At 75.1% G+C, this 23,931-nt stretch carries 24 protein-coding genes; 6 read left to right on the forward strand and 18 right to left on the reverse strand.

Annotated elements, in window-relative coordinates; all coding sequences use genetic code 11:
- Nucleotides 1-203: 203 nt before the first annotated feature.
- On the reverse strand, nucleotides 204-1,709 hold the full coding sequence (locus Q5530_RS25210) for a glycerol-3-phosphate dehydrogenase/oxidase (RefSeq protein WP_415365220.1): 1,506 nt from the start codon (nucleotides 1,707-1,709) through the stop codon (nucleotides 204-206).
- The gene (locus Q5530_RS25215; RefSeq protein ID WP_415365221.1) at nucleotides 1,706-2,272 is read right to left on the reverse strand and encodes a TetR/AcrR family transcriptional regulator; all 567 of its coding nucleotides are present in this window, start codon (nucleotides 2,270-2,272) and stop codon (nucleotides 1,706-1,708) included. Before Q5530_RS25215 ends, Q5530_RS25210 begins: the two co-directional genes overlap by 4 nt.
- Before the next feature lie 16 nt (nucleotides 2,273-2,288).
- Between Q5530_RS25215 and Q5530_RS25220 the strand changes: the two genes are divergently transcribed.
- Nucleotides 2,289-3,977, forward strand: a complete 1,689-nt coding sequence (locus tag Q5530_RS25220; protein ID WP_415365223.1) for an FAD-binding oxidoreductase — start codon at nucleotides 2,289-2,291, stop codon at nucleotides 3,975-3,977.
- Between the two features lie 28 nt (nucleotides 3,978-4,005).
- Here the strand turns inward: Q5530_RS25220 and erm are convergent, their stop codons facing one another.
- The 3 genes from erm to Q5530_RS25235 all read right to left on the reverse strand — a co-directional run bounded on the left by erm (nucleotide 4,006) and on the right by Q5530_RS25235 (nucleotide 6,728).
- A complete protein-coding gene (gene erm, locus Q5530_RS25225; RefSeq protein ID WP_415365225.1) occupies nucleotides 4,006-4,770 on the reverse strand; it encodes a 23S ribosomal RNA methyltransferase Erm in 765 nt (254 codons plus the stop codon).
- A gap of 192 nt (nucleotides 4,771-4,962) precedes the next feature.
- Nucleotides 4,963-5,970 carry an NADP-dependent oxidoreductase gene (locus Q5530_RS25230; protein WP_415365226.1) on the reverse strand — a complete coding sequence of 336 codons (1,008 nt, stop codon included), beginning with the start codon at nucleotides 5,968-5,970 and terminating at the stop codon, nucleotides 4,963-4,965.
- A gap of 41 nt (nucleotides 5,971-6,011) precedes the next feature.
- Entirely contained in the window at nucleotides 6,012-6,728 is a 717-nt protein-coding gene (locus tag Q5530_RS25235) for a GNAT family N-acetyltransferase (protein ID WP_415365227.1), read from the reverse strand.
- A gap of 35 nt (nucleotides 6,729-6,763) precedes the next feature.
- On the opposite strand from Q5530_RS25235, the gene Q5530_RS25240 reads away from it, so the two are divergent.
- Entirely contained in the window at nucleotides 6,764-7,171 is a 408-nt protein-coding gene (locus Q5530_RS25240; protein ID WP_415365228.1) for a GNAT family N-acetyltransferase, read from the forward strand.
- Between the two features lie 69 nt (nucleotides 7,172-7,240).
- Here the strand turns inward: Q5530_RS25240 and Q5530_RS25245 are convergent, their stop codons facing one another.
- The 5 genes from Q5530_RS25245 to Q5530_RS25265 form a co-directional block, all read right to left on the reverse strand.
- Nucleotides 7,241-7,672 (reverse strand): hypothetical protein, encoded by a 432-nt coding sequence (locus Q5530_RS25245; protein WP_415365229.1) that lies wholly within the window; start codon nucleotides 7,670-7,672, stop codon nucleotides 7,241-7,243.
- Nucleotides 7,669-10,473: an FtsK/SpoIIIE domain-containing protein gene (locus Q5530_RS25250; protein ID WP_415365230.1), complete on the reverse strand. Its 2,805-nt coding sequence runs from the start codon at nucleotides 10,471-10,473 to the stop codon at nucleotides 7,669-7,671. The genes Q5530_RS25245 and Q5530_RS25250 overlap by 4 nt, the downstream gene beginning before the upstream one ends.
- Nucleotide 10,474: 1 nt before the next feature.
- Entirely contained in the window at nucleotides 10,475-10,726 is a 252-nt protein-coding gene (locus tag Q5530_RS25255) for a hypothetical protein (RefSeq protein ID WP_380637285.1), read from the reverse strand.
- Nucleotide 10,727: 1 nt separating this feature from the next.
- Nucleotides 10,728-10,988, reverse strand: coding sequence for a hypothetical protein (locus Q5530_RS25260; protein ID WP_415365231.1), 261 nt, complete (start codon nucleotides 10,986-10,988; stop codon nucleotides 10,728-10,730).
- A gap of 134 nt (nucleotides 10,989-11,122) precedes the next feature.
- Nucleotides 11,123-11,920, reverse strand: a complete 798-nt coding sequence (locus Q5530_RS25265; RefSeq protein WP_415365232.1) for a hypothetical protein — start codon at nucleotides 11,918-11,920, stop codon at nucleotides 11,123-11,125.
- Between the two features lie 335 nt (nucleotides 11,921-12,255).
- Here Q5530_RS25265 and Q5530_RS25270 point away from each other — a divergent pair, with 335 nt between their 5' ends.
- Nucleotides 12,256-12,669, forward strand: coding sequence for a hypothetical protein (locus Q5530_RS25270; protein WP_415365234.1), 414 nt, complete (start codon nucleotides 12,256-12,258; stop codon nucleotides 12,667-12,669).
- Between the two features lie 358 nt (nucleotides 12,670-13,027).
- Here Q5530_RS25270 and Q5530_RS25275 read toward each other — a convergent pair whose 3' ends face one another.
- The 4 genes from Q5530_RS25275 to Q5530_RS25290 all read right to left on the reverse strand — a co-directional run bounded on the left by Q5530_RS25275 (nucleotide 13,028) and on the right by Q5530_RS25290 (nucleotide 16,103).
- Nucleotides 13,028-13,828 carry an alpha/beta fold hydrolase gene (locus tag Q5530_RS25275; RefSeq protein WP_415365236.1) on the reverse strand — a complete coding sequence of 267 codons (801 nt, stop codon included), beginning with the start codon at nucleotides 13,826-13,828 and terminating at the stop codon, nucleotides 13,028-13,030.
- Nucleotides 13,829-14,425, reverse strand: coding sequence for a DUF4232 domain-containing protein (locus Q5530_RS25280; RefSeq protein WP_415365237.1), 597 nt, complete (start codon nucleotides 14,423-14,425; stop codon nucleotides 13,829-13,831).
- A 90-nt stretch (nucleotides 14,426-14,515) separates the two neighbouring features.
- A complete protein-coding gene (locus Q5530_RS25285; protein WP_415365239.1) occupies nucleotides 14,516-15,577 on the reverse strand; it encodes a gamma-glutamylcyclotransferase in 1,062 nt (353 codons plus the stop codon).
- A 151-nt stretch (nucleotides 15,578-15,728) separates the two neighbouring features.
- A complete protein-coding gene (locus Q5530_RS25290; RefSeq protein WP_380637292.1) occupies nucleotides 15,729-16,103 on the reverse strand; it encodes a winged helix-turn-helix transcriptional regulator in 375 nt (124 codons plus the stop codon).
- Nucleotides 16,104-16,198: 95 nt separating this feature from the next.
- Between Q5530_RS25290 and Q5530_RS25295 the strand changes: the two genes are divergently transcribed.
- Nucleotides 16,199-16,996: an NAD(P)H-binding protein gene (locus Q5530_RS25295; protein ID WP_415365240.1), complete on the forward strand. Its 798-nt coding sequence runs from the start codon at nucleotides 16,199-16,201 to the stop codon at nucleotides 16,994-16,996.
- 177 nt (nucleotides 16,997-17,173) lie between these two features.
- Here Q5530_RS25295 and Q5530_RS25300 read toward each other — a convergent pair whose 3' ends face one another.
- Entirely contained in the window at nucleotides 17,174-18,157 is a 984-nt protein-coding gene (locus Q5530_RS25300; RefSeq protein WP_415365241.1) for a LysR family transcriptional regulator, read from the reverse strand.
- A gap of 366 nt (nucleotides 18,158-18,523) precedes the next feature.
- Here Q5530_RS25300 and Q5530_RS25305 point away from each other — a divergent pair, with 366 nt between their 5' ends.
- Nucleotides 18,524-18,949, forward strand: coding sequence for a nitroreductase family deazaflavin-dependent oxidoreductase (locus tag Q5530_RS25305; RefSeq protein ID WP_415365242.1), 426 nt, complete (start codon nucleotides 18,524-18,526; stop codon nucleotides 18,947-18,949).
- Between the two features lie 10 nt (nucleotides 18,950-18,959).
- On the opposite strand, the gene Q5530_RS25310 is transcribed toward Q5530_RS25305, so the two are convergent.
- Nucleotides 18,960-19,778, reverse strand: a complete 819-nt coding sequence (locus Q5530_RS25310) for a PhzF family phenazine biosynthesis protein (RefSeq protein ID WP_415365244.1) — start codon at nucleotides 19,776-19,778, stop codon at nucleotides 18,960-18,962.
- Nucleotides 19,779-19,855: 77 nt separating this feature from the next.
- Here Q5530_RS25310 and Q5530_RS25315 point away from each other — a divergent pair, with 77 nt between their 5' ends.
- Nucleotides 19,856-20,767 carry a LysR family transcriptional regulator gene (locus tag Q5530_RS25315; protein WP_415365245.1) on the forward strand — a complete coding sequence of 304 codons (912 nt, stop codon included), beginning with the start codon at nucleotides 19,856-19,858 and terminating at the stop codon, nucleotides 20,765-20,767.
- Here the strand turns inward: Q5530_RS25315 and Q5530_RS25320 are convergent.
- Entirely contained in the window at nucleotides 20,673-22,067 is a 1,395-nt protein-coding gene (locus tag Q5530_RS25320; protein WP_415365246.1) for a hypothetical protein, read from the reverse strand. The genes Q5530_RS25315 and Q5530_RS25320 overlap by 95 nt on opposite strands.
- Complete coding sequence (locus tag Q5530_RS25325) at nucleotides 22,067-23,899, reverse strand: dynamin family protein (RefSeq protein WP_415365247.1); 1,833 nt, start codon at nucleotides 23,897-23,899, stop codon at nucleotides 22,067-22,069. The genes Q5530_RS25320 and Q5530_RS25325 overlap by 1 nt, the downstream gene beginning before the upstream one ends.
- Between the last annotated feature and the right edge of the window lie 32 nt (nucleotides 23,900-23,931).

Raw genomic sequence — 23,931 nt, forward strand, 5'->3', positions numbered from 1 at the left:
CGTACGACACGGTGGTCCCGAACGTACGACTCGCGCGCGTGTCGAACACCCAGGCCCCGCGAGTCGTACGTTCAGAACGCGCGAGTCGTACGTTCAGACCTCGCGTGTCGTACGTTCAGGTCGGGCGTGTCGTACGTTCAGGACCGGCGAGTCGTACGTTCAGGGGGCGCGAGTCGAACGTTCGTGAGCACCGTGTCCCACGTTCAGGACTGGTGAGTTCTGCGTTCGTGGTCGGTGGTCAGGGCTGCCAGTTGGGCGGTGACGGCGGGTTCGGCGGTGGCTCGGTCGGCCGGGACCAGGCCGATCCGGGTGCGGCGGTCGAGGATGTCGTCGGCGGTCAGGGCGCCCTCGTGGTGGACGGCCCAGGCGACCTCGCCCAGCTCGGCCACGCGGGGGGCCTCGCCGCCGTAGCGCGCCACCAGGTGGGCGGGGGCGGGGGCGGTCGGGGGTGTGGCGCCGACCAGGGGGAGCGTGGCGGTGCGGCAGGGGACGGTGGTCAGGCGGGTGGCGTCCACGGCGTCGGCGGCCATGCGGCGGTAGGTGGTCAGCTTGCCGCCCACGACCGTGGTGACGTTGCCCGAGGTCAGCACGGCGTGCCGGCGGGACAGGTCGGCACTGGGGCCGTCGCCGCCGTTGAGCAGCGGGCGCAGGCCGGCGAAGGCGCCCAGGACGTCGGCCGGCGACAGGGGGTGCTCCAGGACCGAGGAGGCGACCCGCAGCAGGAAGTCCACATCGGACCGGGGCACGGTCGGGACGTCGGGGACGGGGCCGGTGACCGGTTCGTCGGTCAGGCCCACGTAGACGCGGTCGTCGTGCTGGGGGAGCAGCAGGGCGAAGCGGTTGCGCGCGCCGGGGACGGGCACGGTCAGGGCGGTGCCGGTCAGGCCCGCGGTGGAGGCCGACAGCACCAGGTGCGAGCCGCGCGACGGGCGCAGGTCCACGTCCACCAGGTCGCCCGCCCACACGCCCGCGGCGTTCACCACCGCGCGGGCCCGGAGGTCGAGGGACTCGCCGGTCAGGGTGTCGACGACCTGCGCGCCCGTGCCGGTCAGGGCGACCGCGCGGACGCGGGTGAGGATCCGCGCGCCGTGGCCGGCGGCGGTGCGGGCCAGGGCGATCACCAGGCGGGCGTCGTCGACCAGCTGGCCGTCGAAGCTCAGCAGGCCGCCGCGCAGCCCGGCGCGGCGCAGGCCGGGCGCCAGGGCCAGGGCCTCGGCCGCGGGCACCCGGCGCGGCGGCGGCAGCACGCCCGCCGGGGTGCGGGCCAGGCGGCGCAGCGCGTCGCCGGCGCGCAGGCCGGCCATCACCACGGACGAGCGCGAGCGGTCGTGCAGGGGGACGAGCTGGGGGAGCGCCCGGACCAGGTGCGGCGCGGTGCGGGTCATCAGGATGCCGCGCTCGACCGCGCTCTCGTGGGCCAGGCCCACCTCGCCCTGCGCCAGGTAGCGCAGGCCGCCGTGGACGAGCTTGCTCGACCAGCGCGACGTGCCGAACGCCAGGTCGTGCGCCTCCACCAGGCACACCGACAGGCCGCGCGACGCCGCGTCCAGGGCCACGCCCGCGCCGGTCACGCCGCCGCCGACCACGAGCAGGTCCACCGGCTCGGCGGCGACGTGGTCCAGGTCGCGGGCGCGGCGGGCCGCGTTCAGGGACGTGCCCGGGGAAATGTCCGGTGACGTGCCCGGCGAGGCGTTCGGGGAGGGGGTCATGTCAGGGCCGCTTCCAGGTAGGCGGACAGTTCGGCCAGCAGTTCCTCGAAGTCGAGGTCGGTGGTCGCCGGTCGCACGGACAGCACCAGCGACTGCGTGGTGAGCAGCACCAGCCGGGCCTGCGCGGCGGCGGAGCCGGGCCGGATCGAGCCGTCCGCGTGCCCCTCCTCGACCCGCGCCACCAGGAACGCCTCCACGAGCTTCTGCGTGCTGCCCAGCCGCTGCACGAGGTAGGGCAGCATCAGCTCGGCGTCCAGGTCGAGCACCCGCCGCATCAGCGGGTCGGCGGCCAGCAGCCGGATGCCCGCGATCGCCTGCGCGACCAGGCGCTGCCGCGCGTTGTCCCCGGTCACCTCCACGCGCCCGAGCAGCGCGGTGAACTCCCTGGTCATCAGGGTGCGGACCAGCGTCTTCACGTCGGGGAACCGCCGGTACAGGGTCATCCGGCTCACGCCCGCGCGCTTGGCGACGTCGGTCAGCGTGGTGCGGCGGACCCCGACCTCGACCACGCAGTCGCGGGCCGCGTCGAGCAGGGCGTCATCACTGTGACGTTGGGACGTCATGTGTAACACTGTAGCGGTGACGGAGCGCATCGACCACACCCTCCGGGCTCGCTGGACCCCCGAGGCCGGGCACCTCCCGCCGCACGCCCTGAAGTGGCTCGGGCAGCGGATCGGTCCCATCGGGACCGGAGCCGGGACCGGAGACGGGGGTAAAACCGAGGCCAAAACCGGAACCGGTGAGGCCACGCCCGTGCGGTTGCCCGCCGTGCCCGGGTCCGCGCTCGACGACGACGCGCGCGCCGCGCTCGACGACGTCGTCGGCCCCGGTTTCGTGCGGGTCGACCGGGACTCGCGGCTGGGCCGCGCGGGCGGTCTGTCCTATGTGGACCTGCTGCGGCAGCGCGGCGAGGGCGTCCTGGCCGTGCCGGACGCGGTGGTCCTGCCCGGCACGCCGGAGCAGGTCGTCGACGTGCTCAAGGCGTGCGCGGAGCACGACGTGGCGGTGGTGCCGTTCGGCGGCGGCACGTCCGTGGTGGGCGGCGTGAACGCCCTGCGCGGCGACAAGGCCGCGGTCGTCGCGCTCGACCTGGCCAGGCTGGACCGGCTGGTGGACGTCGACCCGGTCTCCCGGCTGGCCGTGCTCCAGGCCGGCGTGACCGCGCCGCGGGCGGACCACCTGCTCGCCGCGCACGGCCTGACCACCGGTCACGTCCCCCAGTCCTACGAGCGCGCCACGATCGGCGGGTTCGCGGCCACCCGGTCGGCCGGCCAGGCGTCCTCCGGCTACGGCCGGTTCGAGGACCTGGTGGAGGGCGTCCGCCTGGCCACCCCCGCGGGCGAGTGGCGGCTGGGCGGCGCGCCCGCGTCCGCTGCCGGCCCCGACCTCAAGCAGCTGGTCGTCGGCAGCGAGGGCGCGCTCGGCGTCATCACCGAGGTGGCGCTGCGCGTGCGGCCGCGACCCCGGGTCGAGCGCTACGGCGGTTTCGTCGTCGACGGCTGGGAGCACGGGCAGCGGGTCGTGCGCGCGCTGGCCCAGGACCGGGTGCTCGCGGACGTGACCCGGCTGTCCGACGTGGAGGAGACGGAGGTGTCGCTGGCGCTGGCCGGCGGCTGGAAGACCACCGCGCTCAAGGCGTACCTCGGGGCGCGCGGCGTGGCGCGGCCGTGCCTGCTGGTCCTCGGCTGGCACGGCCGCGACGAGGCGGAGGTCGCGCGCAAGCGCCGCGACACCCTGCGGGGCCACCGCCTGGTGTCGCTGGGCCGCCCGCTGGGCGAGGCGTGGCGGCGCGGCCGGTTCCACGGCCCGCGCCAGCGGGACGCGCTGATGGAGGTCGGCGTGTGCGTGGAGACCCTGGAGACCGCCGCGCACTGGTCCCGGCTCGACGACCTGCGGACCGCCGTGCGCGGCGCCCTGCTCGACGCGCTGGGCCGGTGCGTGGTCATGTGCCACCTCTCGCACGCCTACGAGACCGGCGCGTCGCTGTACTTCACCGCCATCGCCGCCCGCGACCCCGGGGACCCGGTCGGCCAGTGGCAGGTCGCCAAGGCCGCCGCGAGCGAGGCCATCGCCGGGCTCGGCACGATCACCCACCACCACGCGGTCGGCGTCGACCACGCCCCCTACCTCGAAGCGGAGGTCGGCGCGCTCGGCCTGGACGTGCTGGCGGCCGTCAAGCGCACGCTCGACCCGACCGGCGTGCTCAACCCCGGCAAGCTCCTCGCCGACGGCGGCACCCGGCCGGGCCGGGCGGCCGACGGCCGTTGACCCGATCCGTCCACAGCGGACCGCGGGGCTAAGCCCGGCGGACCAGCTCGAACAGCTCCGCCCACTGCTCGGCGCGCAGGTCGCGCGGCAGCACGCGGTCGGTGACGCCGTGCCGCCGCGCCCACGCGGAGGTGCGCGCCGCCGGGAACGCCGCGCGCACCACCTGCCGCAGCCCGCGCCCCCGGCCGGTGAACACGCGGTGCACGAACGCCTGGTACGCCCGCCGGTCCGGGTCGGGTACCAGCGGCCGGGTCCGGCGGGTCGCGGTCAGCAGGCCCCCGTCCACGCCGGGGCGCGGGCGGAACGCCTCCGCCGGCACCCGCCGGTGCAGCGCGAAGTCGTACCAGGGCCACCACTGCGCGGTCATCATGGTCGCGCCGCCCACGCCCGCCCGGCGGCGCGCGACCTCCCACTGCACCAGCAGCACCGCGTCCGTCCAGTGCCCGGAGTGGACGATTCGCCGCAGCACCGCCGTGGTCCGGTGGAACGGCAGGTTGCCCACCAGCACGTGCGGCGCGGCGGGCAGCCGGAAGTCCAGGAAGTCGGCTCGCACGACCGAGGCGCCGGGCCCGAGCCGGTCGCGCAGCTCGCGGACCCGCCGCCCGTCCACCTCCACGGCGGTCAGCGGGCGGCCGAGCGCCGCCAGGGGCAGGGTCAGCGCGCCGGCGCCGGGTCCGATCTCGACGATCGGGCCGCTGGTGCGGGCGACGAGGTCCACCACCGCGCGGATCGCGGCGGGGTCGGTGAGGAAGTTCTGGCCGAGTTCGTGCCGGCCGTCGTGGTGGGTGCGCACAGGGGCTCCGCGGCTCTGGGAGTGGAGCCGGGCAGCGCGGAACGGGCCGCCCGGCGATGACTCGCGGGAGCGGCGGAGCTCGTCGTCAGAGGAGGAGGACCGCCGCTAGGAGCGGCGGATCCGGGTCACTGCCACCGAGGCTGCGCACATGCGGGCGAACCTAGCGCGTCGCGCGTCGGGCCCGCCAACGATTTACAGCGTGACCAGCGCCTTGCCCAGGTTCTCGCCGCGCAGCATCCCGATGAACGCCTCCGGCGCGCGCTCGATGCCCTCGGTGACGGTCTCGCGGTAGCGCAGGCTGCCGTCGGCCACCCAGCCGCCGACCTCGCGGGTGAACCGCTCGCGCAGGTGCTCGTGGTCGCGGACCAGGAAGCCGCGCAGGGTCAGCCGCTTGCCCACGGCCAGGCCGAGGTGCCGCGGGCCGACCGGGTCGGGCGTGTTGTAGTTGGAGATCGCGCCGCACAGCGCGGCGCGCCCGTGGGGGTTGAACGAGAGCAGCGCCGCGTCCAGGTGCTCGCCGCCGACGTTGTCGAAGTACACGTCGACGCCCTCCGGCGCGGCCGCCGCGAGCAGGTCGGCCACCGGGCCGTCGTGGTAGTCGAACGCCGCGTCGAAACCCAGCTCCTCGACCAGGTGCTTCACCTTGGCCGCGCTGCCCGCGCTGCCGATGACCCGCTTCGCGCCGCGCAGCCTGGCCACCTGGCCGGCGACCTGCCCCACCGCGCCCGCCGCGCCGGAGACGAACACCACGTCGCCCTCCCGGAGGCCGGCCACGTCCAGCAGGCCCGCGTAGGCCGTCATGCCGGGCATCCCCAGCACGCCCAGGTAGGCGCCGAGCGGCGCGGCGTCCGGGTCGACCCGGACCGCCGAGGAGGCGTCCACCGCGGCGTACTCGCGCCAGCCCGCGCCGTGCAGCACCACGTCGCCCGCGGCGAAACCGGGCGCGCGGGACGCCACGACCTCGCCGACCGCGCCGCCGTCCAGCACCTCGCCCAGCTCGAAGGGCGGCACGTAGGACTCGCCCGCGTTCATCCGGCCGCGCATGTACGGGTCGACGCTCATCACCAGGTTCCGGACCAGCAGCTGCCCGTCGCCGGGCGTCGGCACGGGGACCTCCACCAGCTCGAAGTCGGCGGCGGTCGGGTAGCCCACGGGGCGGGAGGCGAGGCGGATCTCGCGCGCGGTGCTCGGTGCGGTCATGTGCACCACAACAGCGCGGGCCGCGGGCGCTGTTCCGGCCGTCAGCTGTGACCTGCGTCCCGCAGCGCCGCCAGGCCCCGGTAGGCGAACCCCAGCCGCCGGTAGACGCCGATCGCGGGCCCGTTCCCGGCGTCCACCATCAGCGCGCACGTGCCGTGCTCGGCCAGCAGCGCGGCCGCGACGAACGAGCACACCCGCACCGACAGCGACCGGCCCCGGTGCTCCGGGTGCGTCGCCACGCCCGCGATGAACCCCACCCCGGGCGTCGACCACGCGTCCGCGGCCACCGCCACCAGCTCGCCGTCCCCCGCCCGCACCCCCGCCCACCTGGTCGGTCCGGGCTCGCCCGGCCACGCCCACGAGTCGGGGTTGGCCCGCCGCAGCAGCGCCCCGACCTCGTCCCACTCGTCCTCGGCCAGCCAACGGGCGCCGGCGGCGGGCCCAGCCGGCGGCCCGGTGCGGTCCATCCAGCCGAACACGCCCCGCAGCGGCCAGTCCAGCTCCTCGGCCAGCGCCGCGGTCACCACCGGCCGGCACCCCGGGCGGGAGTGCTCGCGCAGCAGCGCCAGCACGTCGCCCGGCGGCCCGGCCAGCACCAGCCGGTCGTGCCGGTACAGGCCCGGCGCCCACACGGCCACCGCGTCGCCGCGCGCCCACGCGGACCCGCCGCGACCGGGCAGCAGGGCCTGCGCCGCCCAGCGCAGGAGCGGGTCCGGGGAGGCCGAGGCCACGTCGGCGGGGGTGGGGAGAACGCGCATGACCGCATCATCACCCACGGGCTACCCTCGCCCGCGTGGACATCCGCCGGGTCACCTCGCTCGACGACGTGGTGGCCGCCGGCCACCTGTTCGACGCCCCGCCGCGCGAGGACGCCACCCGCGCGTTCCTCGCCGACGACCGGCACCACCTGCTCATCGCCTACGTGGACGGCCACCCCGCCGGGTTCGTCTCCGGCGTCGAGACCATCCACCCCGACAAGGGCGTGGAGATGTTCCTCTACGAGCTGGGCGTGGACGACGGGCACCGGCGCCGCGGCATCGCCACCGCGCTCGTGCGCGCCCTGCTCGACCTGGCCCGCCACCGCGGCTGCACCGGCGCGTGGACGGGCACCGAGCAGGACAACGCCGCCGCGCTGGCCACCTACCGCGGCACCGGCGCCGAACTGGACCACGACACCGTCGTGGTCTCCTGGGGCTTCTGAGCGGGTCCCCTCTGAGCGGGTCCCCTCTGAGCGGGTCCCCTCTGGGCGGGTCCCCTCTGGCGGGTCCCCTCAGGCGCTCTTGCGGCGCAGCAGGGAGCGCTTCTGCGCGGCCTCCTCCAGCGCCCGGTAGGCCCGGTCCATCGCCTCGTCGTACTCCCGCTGCGGGCGCGGCGGCACCGACTCGTCGGGCGCGGGCATCGGGGTGATCTTCATCCACCGCTCCTCCCACAGCAGCTCGACCACGGCCTCCCAGTGCACCCGCGCGAGGCCCCTGGTGACCCGCTCCTGCCCGATCACCTCGGCCATCCGCTCCTGGGACGCGATCAGCCACCCCACCATGAGCCGCACCCGCTCCCGGTCGTGCTCGCGCATCCGGTCGAGCGACTGGTCCACCTGCCGGGCGATCTCCTTGTACCGCTCGACCGCCGAGCCCGGCACGGTCCGCGCCACGAGCTCCCCACTGGTGCGCTGCACCGGCACCAAGGACGCGTGTCCGATCATGCTTCCTCCCCGGCTAGGGCCGAGCCGCGGGGCGACTCGGTGTCGAACGGGATGACCACCTGCGGACGGGAGTGCTCGAACCGGTCGAAGAACAGGCCGCGCCGCGGTCGGGGCGACCACGACAGCACCTGCTCCGGCCCGAACGACACCAGGTCCTTGCCCTGCACGTCGAACGCCACCCAGGCGCCGACGTCGTCGTACACACCCGGCGGCAGGCTGTTCTTGAGCCGCTGCACGCCCCGCCACCAGCCCAGCACGTGCGTCCGGTGCTCCGGGCCGTGCTTGAGCACCGTGCGCAGCCGGTCCACGCCGGAGACCCGCTTGTCGTCCTTGATCTCCAGCAGGGCCTGCGCCGCGTCCACCGCGTAGACCACGACGTAGTGGGGGTCCGGCGGCGCGCCCGCCGCGCCGGTCATGCCCGCGGTGAGCCCGTCCGCGATGTCCCGGACCATCTCGCAGATGTCCTTCAGGGTCGCCTGGGAGACCTGGTGGCCCGCGTCGCACAGCTGCTTGGCCAGCTTGTCCGCGTGCGGCGCGGCGTCCTCGGCCAGGCACGCCAGCGTGAACCGGGCCTCGCCGGGCTCGTGCTGGCGGCCCAGCGACAGCGCGGCGGCCGCCAGCACCGCCGCCGCGTCCTCCGCCAGCGAGCCGATGACCGCGACGTTGCGGCCGGGGGTGCGGGCGAACCGCACCTTGGCCGCGCTGCCCGCCACGTCGATGACCTGCCCCAGCAGCACGGTCGGGTGGGCCGCGCCCGACCGCAGCGCCCGGTGGTCGGGCAGCGAGGCCAGCACGGGCACCTTGCTGCCGTCGAACAGGATCGGCTCGGCCAGGTCCGCCGGGCGGCGGCGGTGCAGCTCGACCTGGAGCGCGTCGATCGTGCCCTTGCGGGTGGCGTCGGGGATGCGCGCGACCTCGTTGCCCGGCCGCACGCCCGACTCGTGGTTGACCACGGCGTGCCAGCGCGGCAGCTCCACCGCGGCGTCGTTCTGCGGCTCGGCCAGCACCCGCCGCGCCTTGGGCAGCGCGATCCGCACGGTGAACTGCTCGAAGATCGCCGACTTGCCCCAGAAGCCCTCGATGCCGGACACGTCCTGGCTGGACAGCACCAGGTGGATGCCCTGCGACCGGCCGCGCCGGGCCACGTCCTCCAGCAGCTGGGTGGCCTTGGCGGTGACCTGGTCGCGCTCGGCGAACAGGTACTGGAACTCGTCGATCACGGCCACCACCCGCGGCCAGTGCCCGTGCGGGTCCTCCTCGCGCAGCTGCTCCAGCTTGGTGACCTCGTGCCGCTTGGCCGCGTCGGCGCGCCGGCGCATCTCGTCGGCCAGGAACGCCAGCAGCGCCAGGCCGAACTCGCGGTCGGTGTTGACGTTCACGCCGACCAGGCGCGCGTGCGGCAGCCACGTCGGGTCCTTGCGGCCCGGCGCGAACTGCGCGAACGACACGCCCTCCTTGAAGTCCAGCAGGTACAGCTCCAGTTCGTCCGGCGCGTACCGGGCGGCCAGGCTGCCGAGCATGGCGTAGAGGAAATTGGTCTTGCCCGACCCGCTGGGGCCGCCGATGAGGGCGTGCGGCGAGGTGTCGCCCAGGGCGACGTGCACCGGCTCGCCCTCCTGGAAGCCGACCGGCGCGACCACGCCCGCCGAGGAGCTCTCCAGCCACAGGTGCTCGGGCAGCAGGTCGCCGAACGAGCTGAGCCGGGTGCGGCGCGCCTCGCGGGCCTCCGCGATGACCGCGCACGCCCGGGGCACCAGGTCGCGGGGGAACGGCGGGTCCAGCTCGACGGTCACGTGCTCGCCGGTCATGGTGCACTTCGCGGTGAGGTCGTCGGCCACGGTGACGGTCTCGACCGCCGAGTTGACCGTGACCGGGATGTCCACCACGACCAGCTGGATGCCCGCGGCCAGCCCGTTTCGGGCCACCCGCTGGAGCTGCTGCTGGTGCTCCTCCTTGAGCGGGCGGCGGTTGCCGAACAGCACGGCCACCCGCCACGGCTCGGTGCGCCGGCCGCCCGTCACGCCCGCCGAGTGCGCGCCCACCGAGTGGTGGCCCTCGACCAGCACGCCGGTGTGCACGCGGCGGATGTGGTCGGACAGCTCGTCCAGCAGCTCGTGCAGCCGGGCCGGGTCGTGCACGGTGAGGAGCCCGGCGCGGGTCAGCGGGTACAGGCCGGGCAGGGCACCGGTGAGCTGGGCGACGTCCCACACGTGGACGTGCACCAGGCCGGGCTGGAAGTGGCTGAGCAGGCGCAGCAGCAGGTTCTCCACCAGGCCCTCGGCGGCGACCCGGCTGACGTGGGTGGAGGAGACGTGCAGGTGCGCCTGGTCGAGCAGCGGCACGGCGACCGGGAACCCGCGGCGCTCCGGCGCGCTGGGCACCGTGCCCGTGCCGATGCGCCACAGCTCCGGCACGCCCTCGCTGCCGTCGGCGGTGCCGGGCGCGCCGAGCCACGACTCGGGCGGCCAGGACGCCGGGCCCTCGGCCACCGCGCCCACCAGCGCGGTCAGCCGGTCGGGGCCGTGCTCGGACCACTCGCGGAACGCCTCGGCGCGGTCGAGCACCGCCTGCGCCACGTGCTGGTCGAACAGCTCGTTGCGCAGCACCTCGGCCAGCGCCGGGTCCTCGAACGCCCGGTCGACGCCCTCGCCGCGCAGGACGGCCTCGAAGATGCCGCGGGCGTGCTCCTCGGCCGCCAGGCGGTGCTCGCGGGTGGCGTTGCCCAGCGCGGCGGCCACGGACCGCCGGAACTCCTCGAAGGCGTCCTCGATCCGCTTCTGGCGATCCTCCCGCCTGCTCACGTCACAGCTCCGTCGTCAGTCGTCGGGCCAGTTCCAGGCTCGCGACGATCAGCTCCAGCTCGTCCTCGAACATCTCCCGGGCCCTGGCGAACTCCGGCGGCACCAGGGGCTGGTGGTGGTTGGCGCTCGCCTTGCCCAGCGCGTCGACCGCCTCGTCCAACGCGCCCTGGGCCTCCCGGACGCACCGGTAGGCGTCGCGGAGCAGCTCGCAGCCCTGGTCGAGCGCGAGCTTCACCTCGCCGATCGACGTCACGTCACAGCTCGGAATTCATGCCCTCGGCCTGGGAGATCCCGGCGCTGAGGGTTTTCTGCAGATCGGATACCCCGCTGACGACCTCCTGGAATCGCGCGTTCACCTGATCGGCCTCGGACCGGTTGCTGCCCTCGGTGGCGGTGCTGAGCAGCGATTGGGCGTCTTCGACCAGGTCGGCGGCCTGTTGCAGGGCGCTCACGCTCTCGTTGGCCTTCGCGATGGCCTGCTCGATCAAGCCGCGGACCTCTCCGATGCTGGCCATGTGCGCTCCCGACCCTCCTGCGAAAGTTGGTGTTCCTATTGTTGAAATTAGTACCTGAATTGTCACGTTTCACAAGCGGTATCGGCTAATCGGGTGGCGACGAAATCCACTCGATCGGATTAGTGACGGGCATCTCAGTCCGGCACCGTCCACACGAATGCCGAAGCCGGTGTCGCGGTGAGTTCCAGCGCGGTGATCCCGGCCGGCGGGACGGGGGCGGCTGACCAGCGCGAGGTCGTCGACGGGCCGGACCGGTCGGGTACCGACCACCCCGAACGGCCCAGCGACGCCACCGCGTCCCGTAGCGCCACGTCAGGTGAATTCTCGGTGGACCCGAGGTCGACGTGCACGCTCAGTAGATGCCCGTGCGGAGCCACCCGGGTGATCTTGCCATTCCGCGCGACCCGGCTCGCCACGGCCCGTGCCTGCCACTCGGCCCCGGCGGACCGGTCGGTGGCCACGTCGACCCGCAGCAGCAGCCTGGTGCTCGACGCGGGCTCGTCGGCCGGCGCCGCCGGCGGCGCGGGCTCGGCCTGCCCCCGGTGCTGCGGGTCGCCGCCCGCCCACGCCTCCACCAGCAGCCGCTCGACGCCCGGAAGCAGCTCGTCGAGCGGGTCCGGGTCGTCCAGCACGGTCCACGCGGTGGGCGGCTCGCACGCCACCCGGGGCAGCGGCAGCTCGTCGCCCAGCTGCCGCACGAAGGTCCGCACGGCGCGGGCCAGGGCACCCGCCACGTTCTGCCCGACCCGCTCGCCGCTGACCAGGCTGATGGTCACCGACCAGCAGCCCGGCTCCTCGTCGGAGCAGTCGGAGACCCGCACGACCCGCCCGCCGACCCGGCGCAGCAGCTCGTCGCAGGCCGCGCGCGCCTGCCGCTCGTCGTCGGCCGCCACCACCGCGGTGATCAGCAGCTCCAGGTCGTCCTCTGCCATCTCGGGGTGAAATTGTCCACGATCCGCGCGCGCGGCGTCAGCGACCCGCTTCGGACCCGCGCCGGCGCACCCGCCGCACCTGGGACAACACGGGATCCACAGCCATTACCCCTTCGGCGCGGCGATGTCGACGACCCGGTCGGGTGGACACCGTGGTTCATCCGCCGTCACTCACAAGCTCACCCTTGCGAACACCCCTCGTGATGACCGCTGATCAGGGCGTTTTGCCTGCTCAAACGGAGCGTCACACGATGCGGTAGGAGCCCGGCGAGGTAGGGGTGACCCCGGTAACGATGTCCTCGCATGGCACCACACGACACCCAGGAGGTTCCACCATGCGCAGCATCATCCGTTTCTTGGTCGCCGGCACCGCCGCGCTGCCGCTCGTGATCGGCGCGGCGGGCGTCGCGTCCGCGGACGCCGTGGAGTACGACCACGGCACCGTGGCGGCGGGGGAGGACGGCGCGTTCATCCACGGCCTCGCCTCCGGCGCGTCCGAGGACGGCGCGTACTTCGCCCAGGAGTTCCTGTACGCCGGCACCGAGGGCGCCGGCTACTTCGGCGAGCTGTCGTGGGTGTACGGGGACAACGCCGGCCACCACGAGGTGTGGAGCGCCGCCGGTGAGGACGGCGCCGCGACCGGCCACACCAACGCCACCGCCATGGACGACGAGTGGGGCGACGACGACGCCGAGTGGGACGACGAGTCCGACGACGAGTCCGACCACGAGTCCGGCGAGGACGACTGACCTCGCGACCCCGCGTCTGACGGGTGGCGCGGCGTCCGCGCCTGCCGCTCCACCCGCGTGACGTGACCGGCTCGAACCGGGGGTCGCCCCACCGCGCGCACGACCGCGCGGCGGGGCGACCCCCGCCGGGCGTCGCGTCACGGGCGCGTCGTCGGGCACCGGGGAAGCGATCGCGGTCCCGCCGCGCGGGTGGGCGTGGGCGCGGGCGGTGGCCGCACGACGCGTCGCGCGGCTCCTGGGCACGGGTGATCCGGTCTGGTGGTCGGCCCGGTGGTTCGGCCTCACGTGGTCAGCCCCGCGTGGTCCGGCCCGGTGGTCCGGCCCGGTGGTTCAGCCCGAGTGGTTCAGCCCGAGTAGTTCAGCCCCGCGTGGCCCGGCCCGGGTCGAGCACCCGGCGGACGAACCCGACCACGTCGGCCAGCACCTCGTCCGAGTTCGTCTCGTTGAACAGCTCGTGCCGGGCGCCGGGGTAGAGGCGCTCCTCGAACAGCAGCCCGCGCAGCCGGTCGGTGCCGGTGCGGGTGTCGGCCAGGGGCACCAGCTCGTCCGCCTCGCCGTGCAGCCACAGCGTGGGCAGGTGCTCCAGCGTGGGGCCGTAGTTCACCTCGTCCAGCGCGCGCTCCAGCGCCTCCAGCGTCTCCCGCCGGAACGGCCCGTGCCACACCAGCGGGTCGGCGGCGTACCGCTCGCCCACCCCCGGGTCGCGGGACAGCACGTCCGGGTCGATCGGGGTGTCCGGGATCTCCGGCAGCGACAGCAGGTCCAGCCCCTGCCAGGTGCCGAGCACCGGCGCGGAGAGCACCAGCGCGGCCAACGGGTGCAGCTGGGCGTAGCGGGCGGCGACGAGCCCGCCCACCGAGTGGCCGACCAGCACGGTGGGCAGGTCGGACGCCGCGGAGCCGACCGCGGCGGCCACGTCCGCCACCACGCCGTCGAAGTCGGTGATCAGCGCGGGCTCGCCCTCCGAGCGGCCGTGCCCGACGTGGTCGGCCGCCACGACCAGCGCGCCCGCGCCGACCAGGGCGTCGGCGACGTGCCCGTACCGGCCGCCGTGCTCGCCGTAGCCGTGCACCAGCACGGCCAGCCACGTGGCGTCGAGGTTCGGCCAGGTGTGGACGGCGAGCTCCCCGGCGTGGCCGGAAACGTTGGACTCGATCACCTAGGCAGGGTAGAACGCGCTGATCTCGATCTTCCCACCGCCGCACACGGGACCCAGGGACCAGTCCAGGCTCATCGGCTGGGTCTCGTCCGGCGGGATGGCCCTGGCCTGCGCGGCCTCCGGCTCGCACGGCCCCTGGGCGGGGTCCTCGCCGCCCGGCACGACGGTCCAGTGCAGATCCGCCACCGCCCGGCCCTTCGGCGGCAGGGCCACCAGGGTGGGCGCGGGGTCGGTGGTGCGCTGGAGGTCGGTGGGCACCGCCTGCCCGGAGGCGTCGAGCAGCTGGAGGCCGCTGTAGCCGTTGAGCGTGCACGGCGCCGTGCCGTTGTTGGTCACCACCAGCTTGGCGTACCGGTTGCCCGCGGCCGGGTCGCCGGGTTGGACCTCGGCCGCCAGCACCGCGGCCGTGCACCGGCCGGACGCCTGCGCGGTCGACGCCGCCGGCGTCGTGGTCAGGGGGGCGGACGACGGCGGCACGGGCGCCGCCTCGCTGCCGCCCGGTTCGATCCCGGCGCTGGAACCCCCGGCCACCGGGCCCGGGTTGCCGCACGCGGTGAGCGCGACCGCGAGGGCGCCGAAGACGACGAGTCGCCTCATGTCCACCTCCTGCTCGGGTACTACCCGGAGGACGTACCCCGTTGCCGGGCGGTTGGCCGCTGTGGCGAAAAATTCACCGGATCGGGTTGATCACCGGTAGTTCCCGACCCAGCCGCCCTCGAGCCGCGGCATGTCGCCCACCTCGGCCGTCCACACGTAGGTCCAGCACACCCGCCCGTCCGGCAGGGCGACGCGGACGCGCGCGTACTCGTCGCCCTCGTACTCGTCGAGCACGGGCAGGGCGTCCTCGGGGTGGGCCAGCCGCAGCAGGTGGCCGGGCACGAGCGGACCGCCCGCGGGGCGCAGCGCCGGGTAGCCCAGGCCGGTGTCGTGCAGGGCGCCGGGCAGCGCGGCGGGCTCCGGGTCGTCGAGCACGAACGGCTCGACCAGGGACCACGCGCCCATGCCGGGCTGGAGGGTGCCGTAGACGAACAGGCGGTCGGGCCAGTCGTCGGGCGTCGGGTCGCCGTGCACCGGCGTGACGTCGAGGCCGTCGGTGTCCGCCGGCCGGCCGCCCAGGCGGTGCGCGCCCCGCTGGTCCACGTCGGCGCAGCGCACCGGTCTGCCGTTGACCAGCAGGGGCATCCGCCACCGGCCCGCGCCGGTGTAGGCCAGCACGGAGTCGACGACGGCGCCGTTGAACAGGGTCACCCGGCCGGTGCGCACCCGGACGAGCCGGTAGCGCAGGCCGCGGCCCTCGCAGCGGTCGAGCACGCGCAGCTGCTCGGCGGTGGCGAACCACACCGCGTGCTCCTCCTCGACGCCCGGCGCGGCGGCCAGGGTCGCCGGCCGCTGGCCGTCGGCCTTGCGCAGCCCGGCCGCCCACACCGCGGCGAGCCCCTCGCACCGGGCCCGCAGCACCACGGCCGGGCCGGTGAGCCCGAGCTGCTCGCGCAGCCAGGTCACCTTGGCGGGGTTGGCGTTGGAGCCGTAGGCCAGCACCGGCACCCGGCCCGCCAGCGGCGGCTCGCCGTGCCCGGCCAGCCAGTCGTCGAGGTCCCGCCCGTCCGGCACGACCCGCCACCCGGACACCGCGGTCGGGTCGGGGGCGACCGGCCAGCCGGCGCCGTCCAGGTGCACGAAGCAGTGACCCGGTCGAGCTCCCGGGTAGGGCTCGGCCGGGTGACTGTCGTCCGTGAACGGCTGCGTCATGACCCCATCCTGGCAAAGCTCACCGGGAATTAACCCGACGTCGGGTTCGCCGGTCGGGCCAGAGGTCGGACGTCCACACCTCCCGGCACGCCGGACACCCGCGGTCGGCTTGCTCCTGGGCGGCACAGGTCCGAGGGCCGGCCGTGACCTGTCACACGTTCTCCGCGCGTCGCGCGTCGTACGCCTCCTGCGCGGCCACCAGGCTCGGCAGGTTGTCCTCGATCCAGGTGAACAGCCCCTTGACCCGTTCCGCGATCTGGGTACCCAGAGGGGTGAGGGAGTAGTCCACGCGCGGGGGGATCACCGGGTGGACCTCGCGGCGCACCAGGCCGTCGCGCTCCAGCGCCTGCAACGTCTGGGCGAGCATCTTCTCGCTCACCCCGCCCACCTCCTGGCGCAGCTCGCCGAACCGCAGCGTGCCGCGCACCAGCTTGGCGAGCACCAGGGTGCCCCACCGGCTGGTGGCGTGGTCGGCGATCAGCCGGGACGGGCAGTTGGGGTCGTACACGTCAGCCTGCTGGACCATGGCAGGCACTCTAGCTCGATGCTTTCCGAATCGTTAGTACCCCACGAAAAAGTAGGTACTTACGAATAGTTAGTTACCCGCCTAGGTTCACCGGCATGACGACGTTGATCACCGGCGTGTCCGGCCACCTCGGTTCCCTGATCCTGGAGCACGCCCTGACCCGCGTCCCCGCCGGCGAGCTGGTCGCGGCCACGCGCCACCCCGAGCGGGTCGGCGACCTGGGCGTGGAGGTGCGCGCGGGCGACTTCGCGGGGGACCTCTCGGCGACCTTCGCGGGCGTGGACAAGCTGCTGCTGGTGTCCGCGGACGGCCCGGACGAGCGGCGGATCGCGATGCAGCGGACCGCCGTGCGCGCGGCCGTCGACGCCGGTGTCCGGCACGTGCTCTACACCTCGGTCACCGACGCCGACACCTCGCCGCTGTCCCTGGCCGCCGCGCACCGGGCGACGGAGGAGGCGATCCGGGAGACGGGCGTGGCGTTCACCTTCCTGCGCAACGGCATGTACCACGAGAACTACCTCAACCCAGGCCCCGTCGTGACGGCCTCCGGCGACGGGCGCGTGGCCAGCGCCTCGCGGGACGACCTGGCGCTGGCCGCCGCCGTCGCGCTGACCGGGGCCGGGTACGAGAACACGGTGCACGAGCTGACCGGACCGCGGGCGTGGAGCTTCGACGAGCTGGCCGCGCTGCGCGGCACCACGCACACCAGGGTCACGGGGGCGGAGCGCGTGGCGGGCCTGGAGGGCTTCGGCCTGCCGGGTTTCGTGGCCGGGCTGCTGGCCGACATCGAGGTCAACATCGGCCGCGGGGTGCTGGCGGAGGTGCGGCCGGACCTGGAGAAGCTGATCGGCCGCCCGCCGACCACGATCGAGGACGCGGTGCGCGCCCTCTGAGCGGGGGGCGGCCGGCGCGGGCGGGGGCGGGGGAGAGCGCCCCTCCCGACCGCGCCGGCCCGCACCCGCGCCGCCCCCGGCGCGCCGGCCCACCCGTCGCTGCCCCACCCGTCCCTGCCCCACCCGTCCCTGCCCCACCCGTCCCTGCCCGCGCCCGCCGCGGGCTCGACCCGGCACTCACCCCAGCAGCAGGGCCGCGTCGATCTCGCGGTGCGCCTCGGGGTGCTCCCGCCACCACGTGGCGTAGCCCGGGTTGCGGGGCAGCACCTCCCGGTACGCCCTGGCCGCCGCGGCGAACACGTCGTCGGCCCGACCGGCCGCGGGCCCCTCGCGCCGGGTGGCCAGCAGCAGGTCCACCATCAGCGGCGCGCCGCGCAGCGGCCGGATGACGATCCCGTCGCCGCCGCGCGACTGGGGCATCGCGAACGACACCGCGCCGTTGGCCACCAGGCTGCGGGCGGTGCTGGCCTCGTTGACGTGGTGGGTGAACCGGGGCGTGAACCCGGCCTCCGCGCAGGCGGTGAGGATCTGGAGGCGGTTGCCGACGATCTCGTCCGGCGGCGACACCCAGTCCCGGTCGGCGAGTTGCGCGAGGTCCACCTCCTCCTGCGCGCCCAGCGGGTCGGTCTCGGGCAGCGCGACGAACTGCGGCTCGCTGACCAGCCGCCGGATCTCCAGGCCGCGCAGCTCGCGCCGCTCCAGCCCCTCGAACCGGTCCAGCACGCCCAGGTGGACCTGCCCCGACACCAGCAGCTCCAGCAGGTCCGACGCGCCGGGCAGGATCTCGGTGCGGACCTCCGAGCAGGGGATCGCCTTGCGCAGCTCCTCCACGAAGTACCCGAAGAACAGCGTGGGCACCCCGCCGACGAGCAGCGGTCCGGGCGCGCCGCCGCGGCTGCGCCCCCGCGCCAACGTGACCAGCTGCTCGACCTCGTCGAGCACCAGCCGGGCCGTGCCGACGACCTGCCTGCCCAGGTCGGTGGGCGCCGAGCCGTTGGGGGTGCGGTCGAACAGCCGGCCGCCGATGATCCGCTCGACGGTCCGCAGCTGGGCGCTCATCGCGGGCTGGGTGAGCCCCAGTCGGGTGGCGGCCTTGGTCAGGCTGCCCTCTTCGGCGATCGCGCAGACCGCGCGCAGGTGGCGGATTTCCAGCTCGGGCATAACGCTCTTCTATCCCCCTTTCGTATGAGCCGCCAGCCCCCTGTCCGGTCATAGTGGGCGAGGTCCCCGGAGCGGGGCGAGCAGAGAGCCGAGGAGAGCGGATGAACCGCACGAGCCAGATCTACTAGGGAGCCGCGGCCACCCCGGTCCGGACCGCGTCCCCACGGGCGCGGCCGGGCGACCCTGGCCCCGTTCACGCGGGCGGGGTCCGGCGGCGCCGGAGGACCGGGGTGGGCCGGAGGGGTGCGAGGCGGACGTCCCCACCCCGCGCGGGGCCGCCGGTCGTGACTGCGGAGTAGCGACCGGCGGCCCCGGCGCACCGCTCCCGGCGGGCGGCCGACCGCCCCCGTCGGTAGCGTCGAGGGCATGTCAGTGGTGGACAGTCCCGTCAGCTGGGTGAAAGAGCACATCCGGAAGTACGTCGAGACCGACGGCGCCGAGGGCCACGAGTGGCGGCCCGGCGTCTTCACGCTCCTGCTGACCACGCAGGGGCGCAAATCGGGTCAACCGCGGCGCACCGCGCTGATCTACCAGCCCCACGGCGACGCCTACGTGGTCGTCGCCTCCAACGGGGGCGCGAGCGACGACCCGGCGTGGTTCAAGAACATGCAGGCCGACAACACCGCCGAGGTGCAGGTCCTGGCCGACAGGTTCCAGGTCCGGTCCCGCGTGGCGACCGGCGAGGAGCGCGAGCGGCTCTGGCGGCTGATGACCGAGGTGTGGCCGGACTACGACGAGTACACCAGGAAGACCGACCGGGAGATCCCGGTGGTGGTCCTGGAGCGCGCCTAGGTCCGGACCGCTAGATCCGGACCGCCGCGCCGGTCACGGTGACCCGCGGGTCGTCGGGCGAGACCCGGACCTCCAGCGTGCTCGGGCGCCCCAGGTCCACGCCCTGGTGGATGGTCAGCACGCTCGGCCGGGTGATCTCGCCGACGACCCGCAGGTAGCCGCCGAACGCCGCCGCGGCCGCCCCGGTCGCCGGGTCCTCCACGACCCCGCCGACCGGGAACGGGTCGCGCGCGTCGAACACGCCGTCCCCGCGCCGGTGCACCAGGTGCGCGGTCACCGCGTCGTGCGCCCGCAGCAGGTCGCCGAGCGCGTCGAAGTCGTAGTCCAGCGCCGCCAGCCGCTCGCGGGTGCGCGCGGCCAGCACCAGGTGCCGCGCCCCGCCGAACGCCCAGTGCGCCGGGTAGCGCGGGTCGAGGTCGTCGGCCGACCACCCGAGCGCCGCCAGCGCGGCGCGCACGTCCTCCCGCGCCGCCGCCTCCGACGAGGTGGGCACGCTGGTCAGGCTCGCGGTGCCGGGCGCGGCGTCGACCTCGACCAGTCCGGCCTTGGTGTGGAACCGCAGCCGGCCGGTCCGCCCCAGCGCGACCGCGGTGGCCACGGTCGCGTGCCCGCAGAACGGGATCTCCACCAGCGGGCTGAAGTAGCGCACGTCGAACTCCCCGTCCGCCGCGCGGGGGAACGCGAACGCGGTCTCGGAGTAGCCGACCTCGGCGGCGACGCGGAGCATGGCGGCCTCGTCGAGGCCGCCGGCGTCGAGCACGACGCCGGCCGGGTTGCCGCCCGCGGGGTCGGTGGTGAAGGCGCTGTAGCGGAGCACTTCTGCGGTCATGGGCTTAAGCGTCCCCCGCCCGCGGTCATCGAGTCCAACGATTCCCGGCGATCGGTCCTATCGGTAGTGTCGATGGGGTGGACACCCGCCTCCTGCGCACCCTCCTGGTGCTCGCGCGCACGGGCAGCTTCACCGCCACCGCGGCCGAGCTGCACCTCGTGCAGTCCACGGTGACCAGCCAGGTCAAGGCCCTGGAGCGGGACCTCGGCGCGCGCCTGTTCGACCGGCTGCCCGGTGGCGCCAGGCTGACCGGGGCGGGCCGGCAGGCCGTCGAGCACGCCCGCGAGGTGCTGACCGCCGAGCAGCGCCTGCGGGACGCGGTGCGCGGCGGCACCGCCGTGGAGGGTGACGTCCGGGTCGCCGCGCCGGAGTCCGTGTGCGCCTACCGGCTGCCGCAGCGGATCGCCGCCGTGGCCCTGCGGCACCCCGGCATCACCGTGCACCTGTCGCCCGCCGGCACCCGAGGTGCGCTGGCCGGGGTCCGCGACGGCACCCTGGACCTGGCCCTGGTGCTGGAGGAGTCCGTGGTCGCGCCGGGCCTGGAGGCGACCGCCGTCGGCGTCGAGCCGATCGAGCTGGTCGCCGCGCCCGGCGCGGTGCCGGACGAGCGGTACTTCCTGCTGGAGGAGGGCTGCTCCTACAGCGACCGGTTCGTGCGCGGGCTGCCCGCCACGTCGGGCATCACCCGGTTCGGCAGCATCGAGGCCGTCCGGTCGTGCGTGGTGGCGGGCCTGGGCCGGACCGTGCTGCCGCGCGTGGCCGTGGCCGAGCAACTGGACGCGGGCACGCTCCGGCGCGTGCGCGGGCTGCCCGACACCACGCTGTTCCTGGTCTCCGACCCGCGCCGCACGCCGTCCGCGGCGGTGCGGGCGGTGGTGGAGGCGGTCGGCGCGATCAGCCGGCCCGCTCCAGCCCGGCCAGCATCCCCTCGCAGCTGCGCACCACCACCGCCGCCGCCCGCCGCTGCGCGTGGTCCAGCGCCGGGTTGACCGCCTGGTCCCGCCAGCGGACCAGCGCGTCCAGCACGACGTGCCGCAGCTCGTCCGCGCCGTACTCGCCCGGGTCCACGTCGTCCTCCACGCCCAGCCGCGTCAGCAGGTCCGTGCCCAGGCCGCCGACCAGCCGGGACGCCTCGGCGTCCAGCTCGCCGGGCAGCCGGGTGCGCCCGCCCTGGAGCGCGGCCAGCAGCCGCAGCTCCCGGAAGTCGTGCGTGGAGGCCAGGACCCGCTCCACGGCCGTGACCAGGCCCGCCGAGCCGGGGCGCGGCTCGGCCCGCAGCACCACGTCCAGGCCCAGCAGCGCCGACCGGGCCTTGAGCACCCCGCGGCGCTCGGTGAAGTAGACGCCGATCGAGTCGCGCAGCTCGCCCAGGCCGCTGCGCTGCACCAGCTGGCCGGTCAGCTTGACCTGCGTGTCGAAGCCCTGCCGGACCAGCGTGGTGGTCAGCCGCACGCCGAAGATGCCGAACCGGTCCACCAGCCCGCGCCGCACCTCCGGGTCGAGCCGCACCGGGAAGTCCTCGCCCACGAACCGGTCGGCGGACAGCAGGTGGTCCTCCAGCTCGGTCCGGGCCAGCGACGCGAGCGCGGCCAGCGCGGCGAACTCCTCGGGCCGCAGCGTGCGGGCGGCCACCGCGAGCAGCCCGGCGACCGCGACTACGTTCTGGCACAGCGGCCGGACCGCGGTCTCGCGCCGGTAGCGGCGGGCGATCTGCTTGGCCGAGGACAGCGCGTCGATCCGGCCGCCGCCGATCTCGTCGGCGCGCGCGAGCACCAGCACGGTGCTCACCGGCGCGGCCCGCGCCACCGGGTGGTCGTGCGCGGCCCGCAGGAACCGCACGTCGTCGGCGTGCACGTGCCTGGTCAGGTACAGCACGGCGTCGGCCTCGCCGCACACCTGCTCGACCGGCGCGCCCGCCGCGGTGTCGACGAGCACCAGGTCCCGCAGCGCGCGCGACGGCCACTCGACCACCACCCGCTCGGCGTCCGGCGCGTCCACGAACGCCTTGCCGCCGCGCCGCCCCACCGGCACCTCGTACTGGCCCGCGAACGCCCGCGCCCGCGTCCCGTCCCGGTACCACGTGGTCGCCGCCGGCGGCGCGAACTCCTCGCCGACCAGCGCGCCCACCAGGGTCGACTTGCCCGAGCGCGGCGCGCCCGCCACGGCCACCCGCACCGGCTCGTCCATCCGCTCCAGGTGCCCGCGCAGCCACGCGACCGCGCGCGGGCTGTCGCGGTAGACCGCCAGGGCGTCCGCGAGCAGCGCCCGGACCTCGTCCTCCACGGCCATCAGGCGCTGATCCCCAGCGGGGGCGCCTGCCCGCCCGCCAGCGCCTGCACCCGCTGGTACAGGGTCACCAGCCGGTCCAGCTCGCGCTGCGCCTCGCGGGTGCGGCGCTCGCGCTCGGTGGCGTCCTCCTGCACGGCCCGGCGCGCGCTGCGGGCGGACTCCAGCAGCGTCTCCTGGAGCTCCTCGGCGAGCGTGGTGAAGTGGTTGCGCAGGCTGCGCTGGACGTGCCGGGCCGCGTCGCGGCAGTCCTTGCCGAACTTGAGGAAGAAGTCGTCCACGTGCCGCGCGGCGGCGGCCTTGGCGGCGGCCTGGCGGCGGCGCAGCCGCTGGTCGCTCTCGTCCAGGATCGACTTGCCGCCGAACAGCGCGCCCGCGCCCAGCGAGATGGCGTTGATCAGCGGCATCCCGGCCAGGCTGGTGGCCAGGCCGAACATCAGCACGCCGCCGTAGGAGCCCTTCAGCCCGGTGAACGCCTTCTGCGCCAGGCCGAACTTCTCGATCAGCGGCTTGTCCAGCGGGGCCGGCCGGTCCAGCACGTCGTCCGGGAAGACCGACCCGGGCAGCAGGTCGTCGCGGGCCACCGGGAAGCTCTTGGCCACCTTCTCCGCCACCCACTCCGAGCGGTCGAGCAGCCAGGCGAAGTTCGTCGTGGCTGCCTCGGTGAGGTTGTCCTCCAGCCACCTCTCGAACTCGTCCCAGCCCAGCTCCGGGTCGGCGGTCTCGAAGGTCCGCTCCACCTCGCGCAGGATGCGGCGGGTGCGGTCGCGCAGGTCGTGCTCGATGTCGGAGACCAGGTCGGCCATCTCGTCGGCCAGCACCGTCTGCCAGCGCGCGGACCGGCGGCGCAGCTCGTCGATGCGGCGCTGCGCCTCGTTGAGCGCGGCCATCGTGTCCTCGGCGCGGTGCGAGGCCCGCGCGGAGAGCTCCTCGCGGACCGGGACGACCAGTTGCCGGATGGCCGAGGCGGCGGTGACCGCGACCGAGCGGCGGGCCAGCAGGTCGGCGGCGGCCAGGATGTCCTGCTGCACGCACGCCATGAGCTCGGGGAACCCGGACTCGGCGTTGAGCGCCTTGTCGCCGGTCCTGGCCGCGCGCAGCCGCAGCGCCGAGGACACCGGGATCAGCTTCGCGGTCACGCCCGCGCGGGCCAGGCGGGCCCGGTTGCCCTCGACCACGCGCCGCCACTGCGCCGCGATGTCGATCTTGGTGAGCACCACGACCACGTTCGGGCAGGAGGTCATGACCTGCTTGAGCAGCTCCAGCTCGGAGTCGGTCAGCTCGGCGGTCGCGTCGGACACCATCAGCACCGCGTCGGCCTGGAGCAGCGCGGTGAACGTGCTGGCGGTGTGCGCGGGCCGCAGGTCGCCGACGCCCGGGGTGTCGATCAGCACCAGGCCGGAGTCGAGCAGGGCGCGCGGGATGCCGACCTCCGCCCGGACCAGGTCGCCCTGGCCGGTGCTGACCTGGCTGGCCAGCTGGTCGATCGGCACCGGGATGCGCTCGGTGGGCACGTGGTGGGGGGAGAAGCGCTCGGTGGGGGTGTTCGCCGGGGACGCGCCGCGCACGAGCGCCGCGGAGGGTGTCTCCGCGTGCTGCACGAAGGTGGGCACGGTGCCGGTGACGTCGTCACCCACCGCGCACACCGGCGCGTTCACCATCGCGTTCACCAGCTGGCTCTTGCCCTGCTTCGGTTCCCCGACCACGAGGACCCGGAGCTTGGGGTCGAGCTGGCGGGCGCGCTTGTCGCGCAACCGTTCGGCCAGGTCGGGCCGGTGGTGCGCGGCGCAAGCCCGGATCGTGTCGTCTAGCACGTCGAGCCAAGGCGCGGACATCACCCGTCAGAGTGTGCCGCCAAATCCCACCC

The organism is Saccharothrix sp. BKS2, assembly GCF_047689505.1.
In the GTDB taxonomy this organism is placed as follows: domain Bacteria; phylum Actinomycetota; class Actinomycetes; order Mycobacteriales; family Pseudonocardiaceae; genus Actinosynnema; species Actinosynnema lopnurensis.

What these genes read in the sequence shown, in the direction of transcription:
- Q5530_RS25300 (WP_415365241.1), bottom strand. Translation starts at nt 18,157, where the DNA reads ATGCCCGAGCTGGAAATCCGCCACCTGCGCGCGGTCTGCGCGATCGCC.
- Q5530_RS25325 (WP_415365247.1), bottom strand. Translation starts at nt 23,899, where the DNA reads ATGTCCGCGCCTTGGCTCGACGTGCTAGACGACACGATCCGGGCTTGC.
- Q5530_RS25215 (WP_415365221.1), bottom strand. Translation starts at nt 2,272, where the DNA reads ATGACGTCCCAACGTCACAGTGATGACGCCCTGCTCGACGCGGCCCGC.
- Q5530_RS25270 (WP_415365234.1), top strand. Translation starts at nt 12,256, where the DNA reads ATGCGCAGCATCATCCGTTTCTTGGTCGCCGGCACCGCCGCGCTGCCG.
- Q5530_RS25210 (WP_415365220.1), bottom strand. Translation starts at nt 1,709, where the DNA reads ATGACCCCCTCCCCGAACGCCTCGCCGGGCACGTCACCGGACATTTCC.
- Q5530_RS25265 (WP_415365232.1), bottom strand. Translation starts at nt 11,920, where the DNA reads ATGGCAGAGGACGACCTGGAGCTGCTGATCACCGCGGTGGTGGCGGCC.
- Q5530_RS25320 (WP_415365246.1), bottom strand. Translation starts at nt 22,067, where the DNA reads ATGGCCGTGGAGGACGAGGTCCGGGCGCTGCTCGCGGACGCCCTGGCG.
- Q5530_RS25235 (WP_415365227.1), bottom strand. Translation starts at nt 6,728, where the DNA reads ATGCGCGTTCTCCCCACCCCCGCCGACGTGGCCTCGGCCTCCCCGGAC.
- Q5530_RS25230 (WP_415365226.1), bottom strand. Translation starts at nt 5,970, where the DNA reads ATGACCGCACCGAGCACCGCGCGCGAGATCCGCCTCGCCTCCCGCCCC.
- Q5530_RS25285 (WP_415365239.1), bottom strand. Translation starts at nt 15,577, where the DNA reads ATGACGCAGCCGTTCACGGACGACAGTCACCCGGCCGAGCCCTACCCG.
- Q5530_RS25280 (WP_415365237.1), bottom strand. Translation starts at nt 14,425, where the DNA reads ATGAGGCGACTCGTCGTCTTCGGCGCCCTCGCGGTCGCGCTCACCGCG.
- Q5530_RS25260 (WP_415365231.1), bottom strand. Translation starts at nt 10,988, where the DNA reads ATGGCCAGCATCGGAGAGGTCCGCGGCTTGATCGAGCAGGCCATCGCG.
- Q5530_RS25290 (WP_380637292.1), bottom strand. Translation starts at nt 16,103, where the DNA reads ATGGTCCAGCAGGCTGACGTGTACGACCCCAACTGCCCGTCCCGGCTG.
- Q5530_RS25305 (WP_415365242.1), top strand. Translation starts at nt 18,524, where the DNA reads ATGTCAGTGGTGGACAGTCCCGTCAGCTGGGTGAAAGAGCACATCCGG.
- Q5530_RS25245 (WP_415365229.1), bottom strand. Translation starts at nt 7,672, where the DNA reads ATGATCGGACACGCGTCCTTGGTGCCGGTGCAGCGCACCAGTGGGGAG.
- Q5530_RS25310 (WP_415365244.1), bottom strand. Translation starts at nt 19,778, where the DNA reads ATGACCGCAGAAGTGCTCCGCTACAGCGCCTTCACCACCGACCCCGCG.
- Q5530_RS25295 (WP_415365240.1), top strand. Translation starts at nt 16,199, where the DNA reads ATGACGACGTTGATCACCGGCGTGTCCGGCCACCTCGGTTCCCTGATC.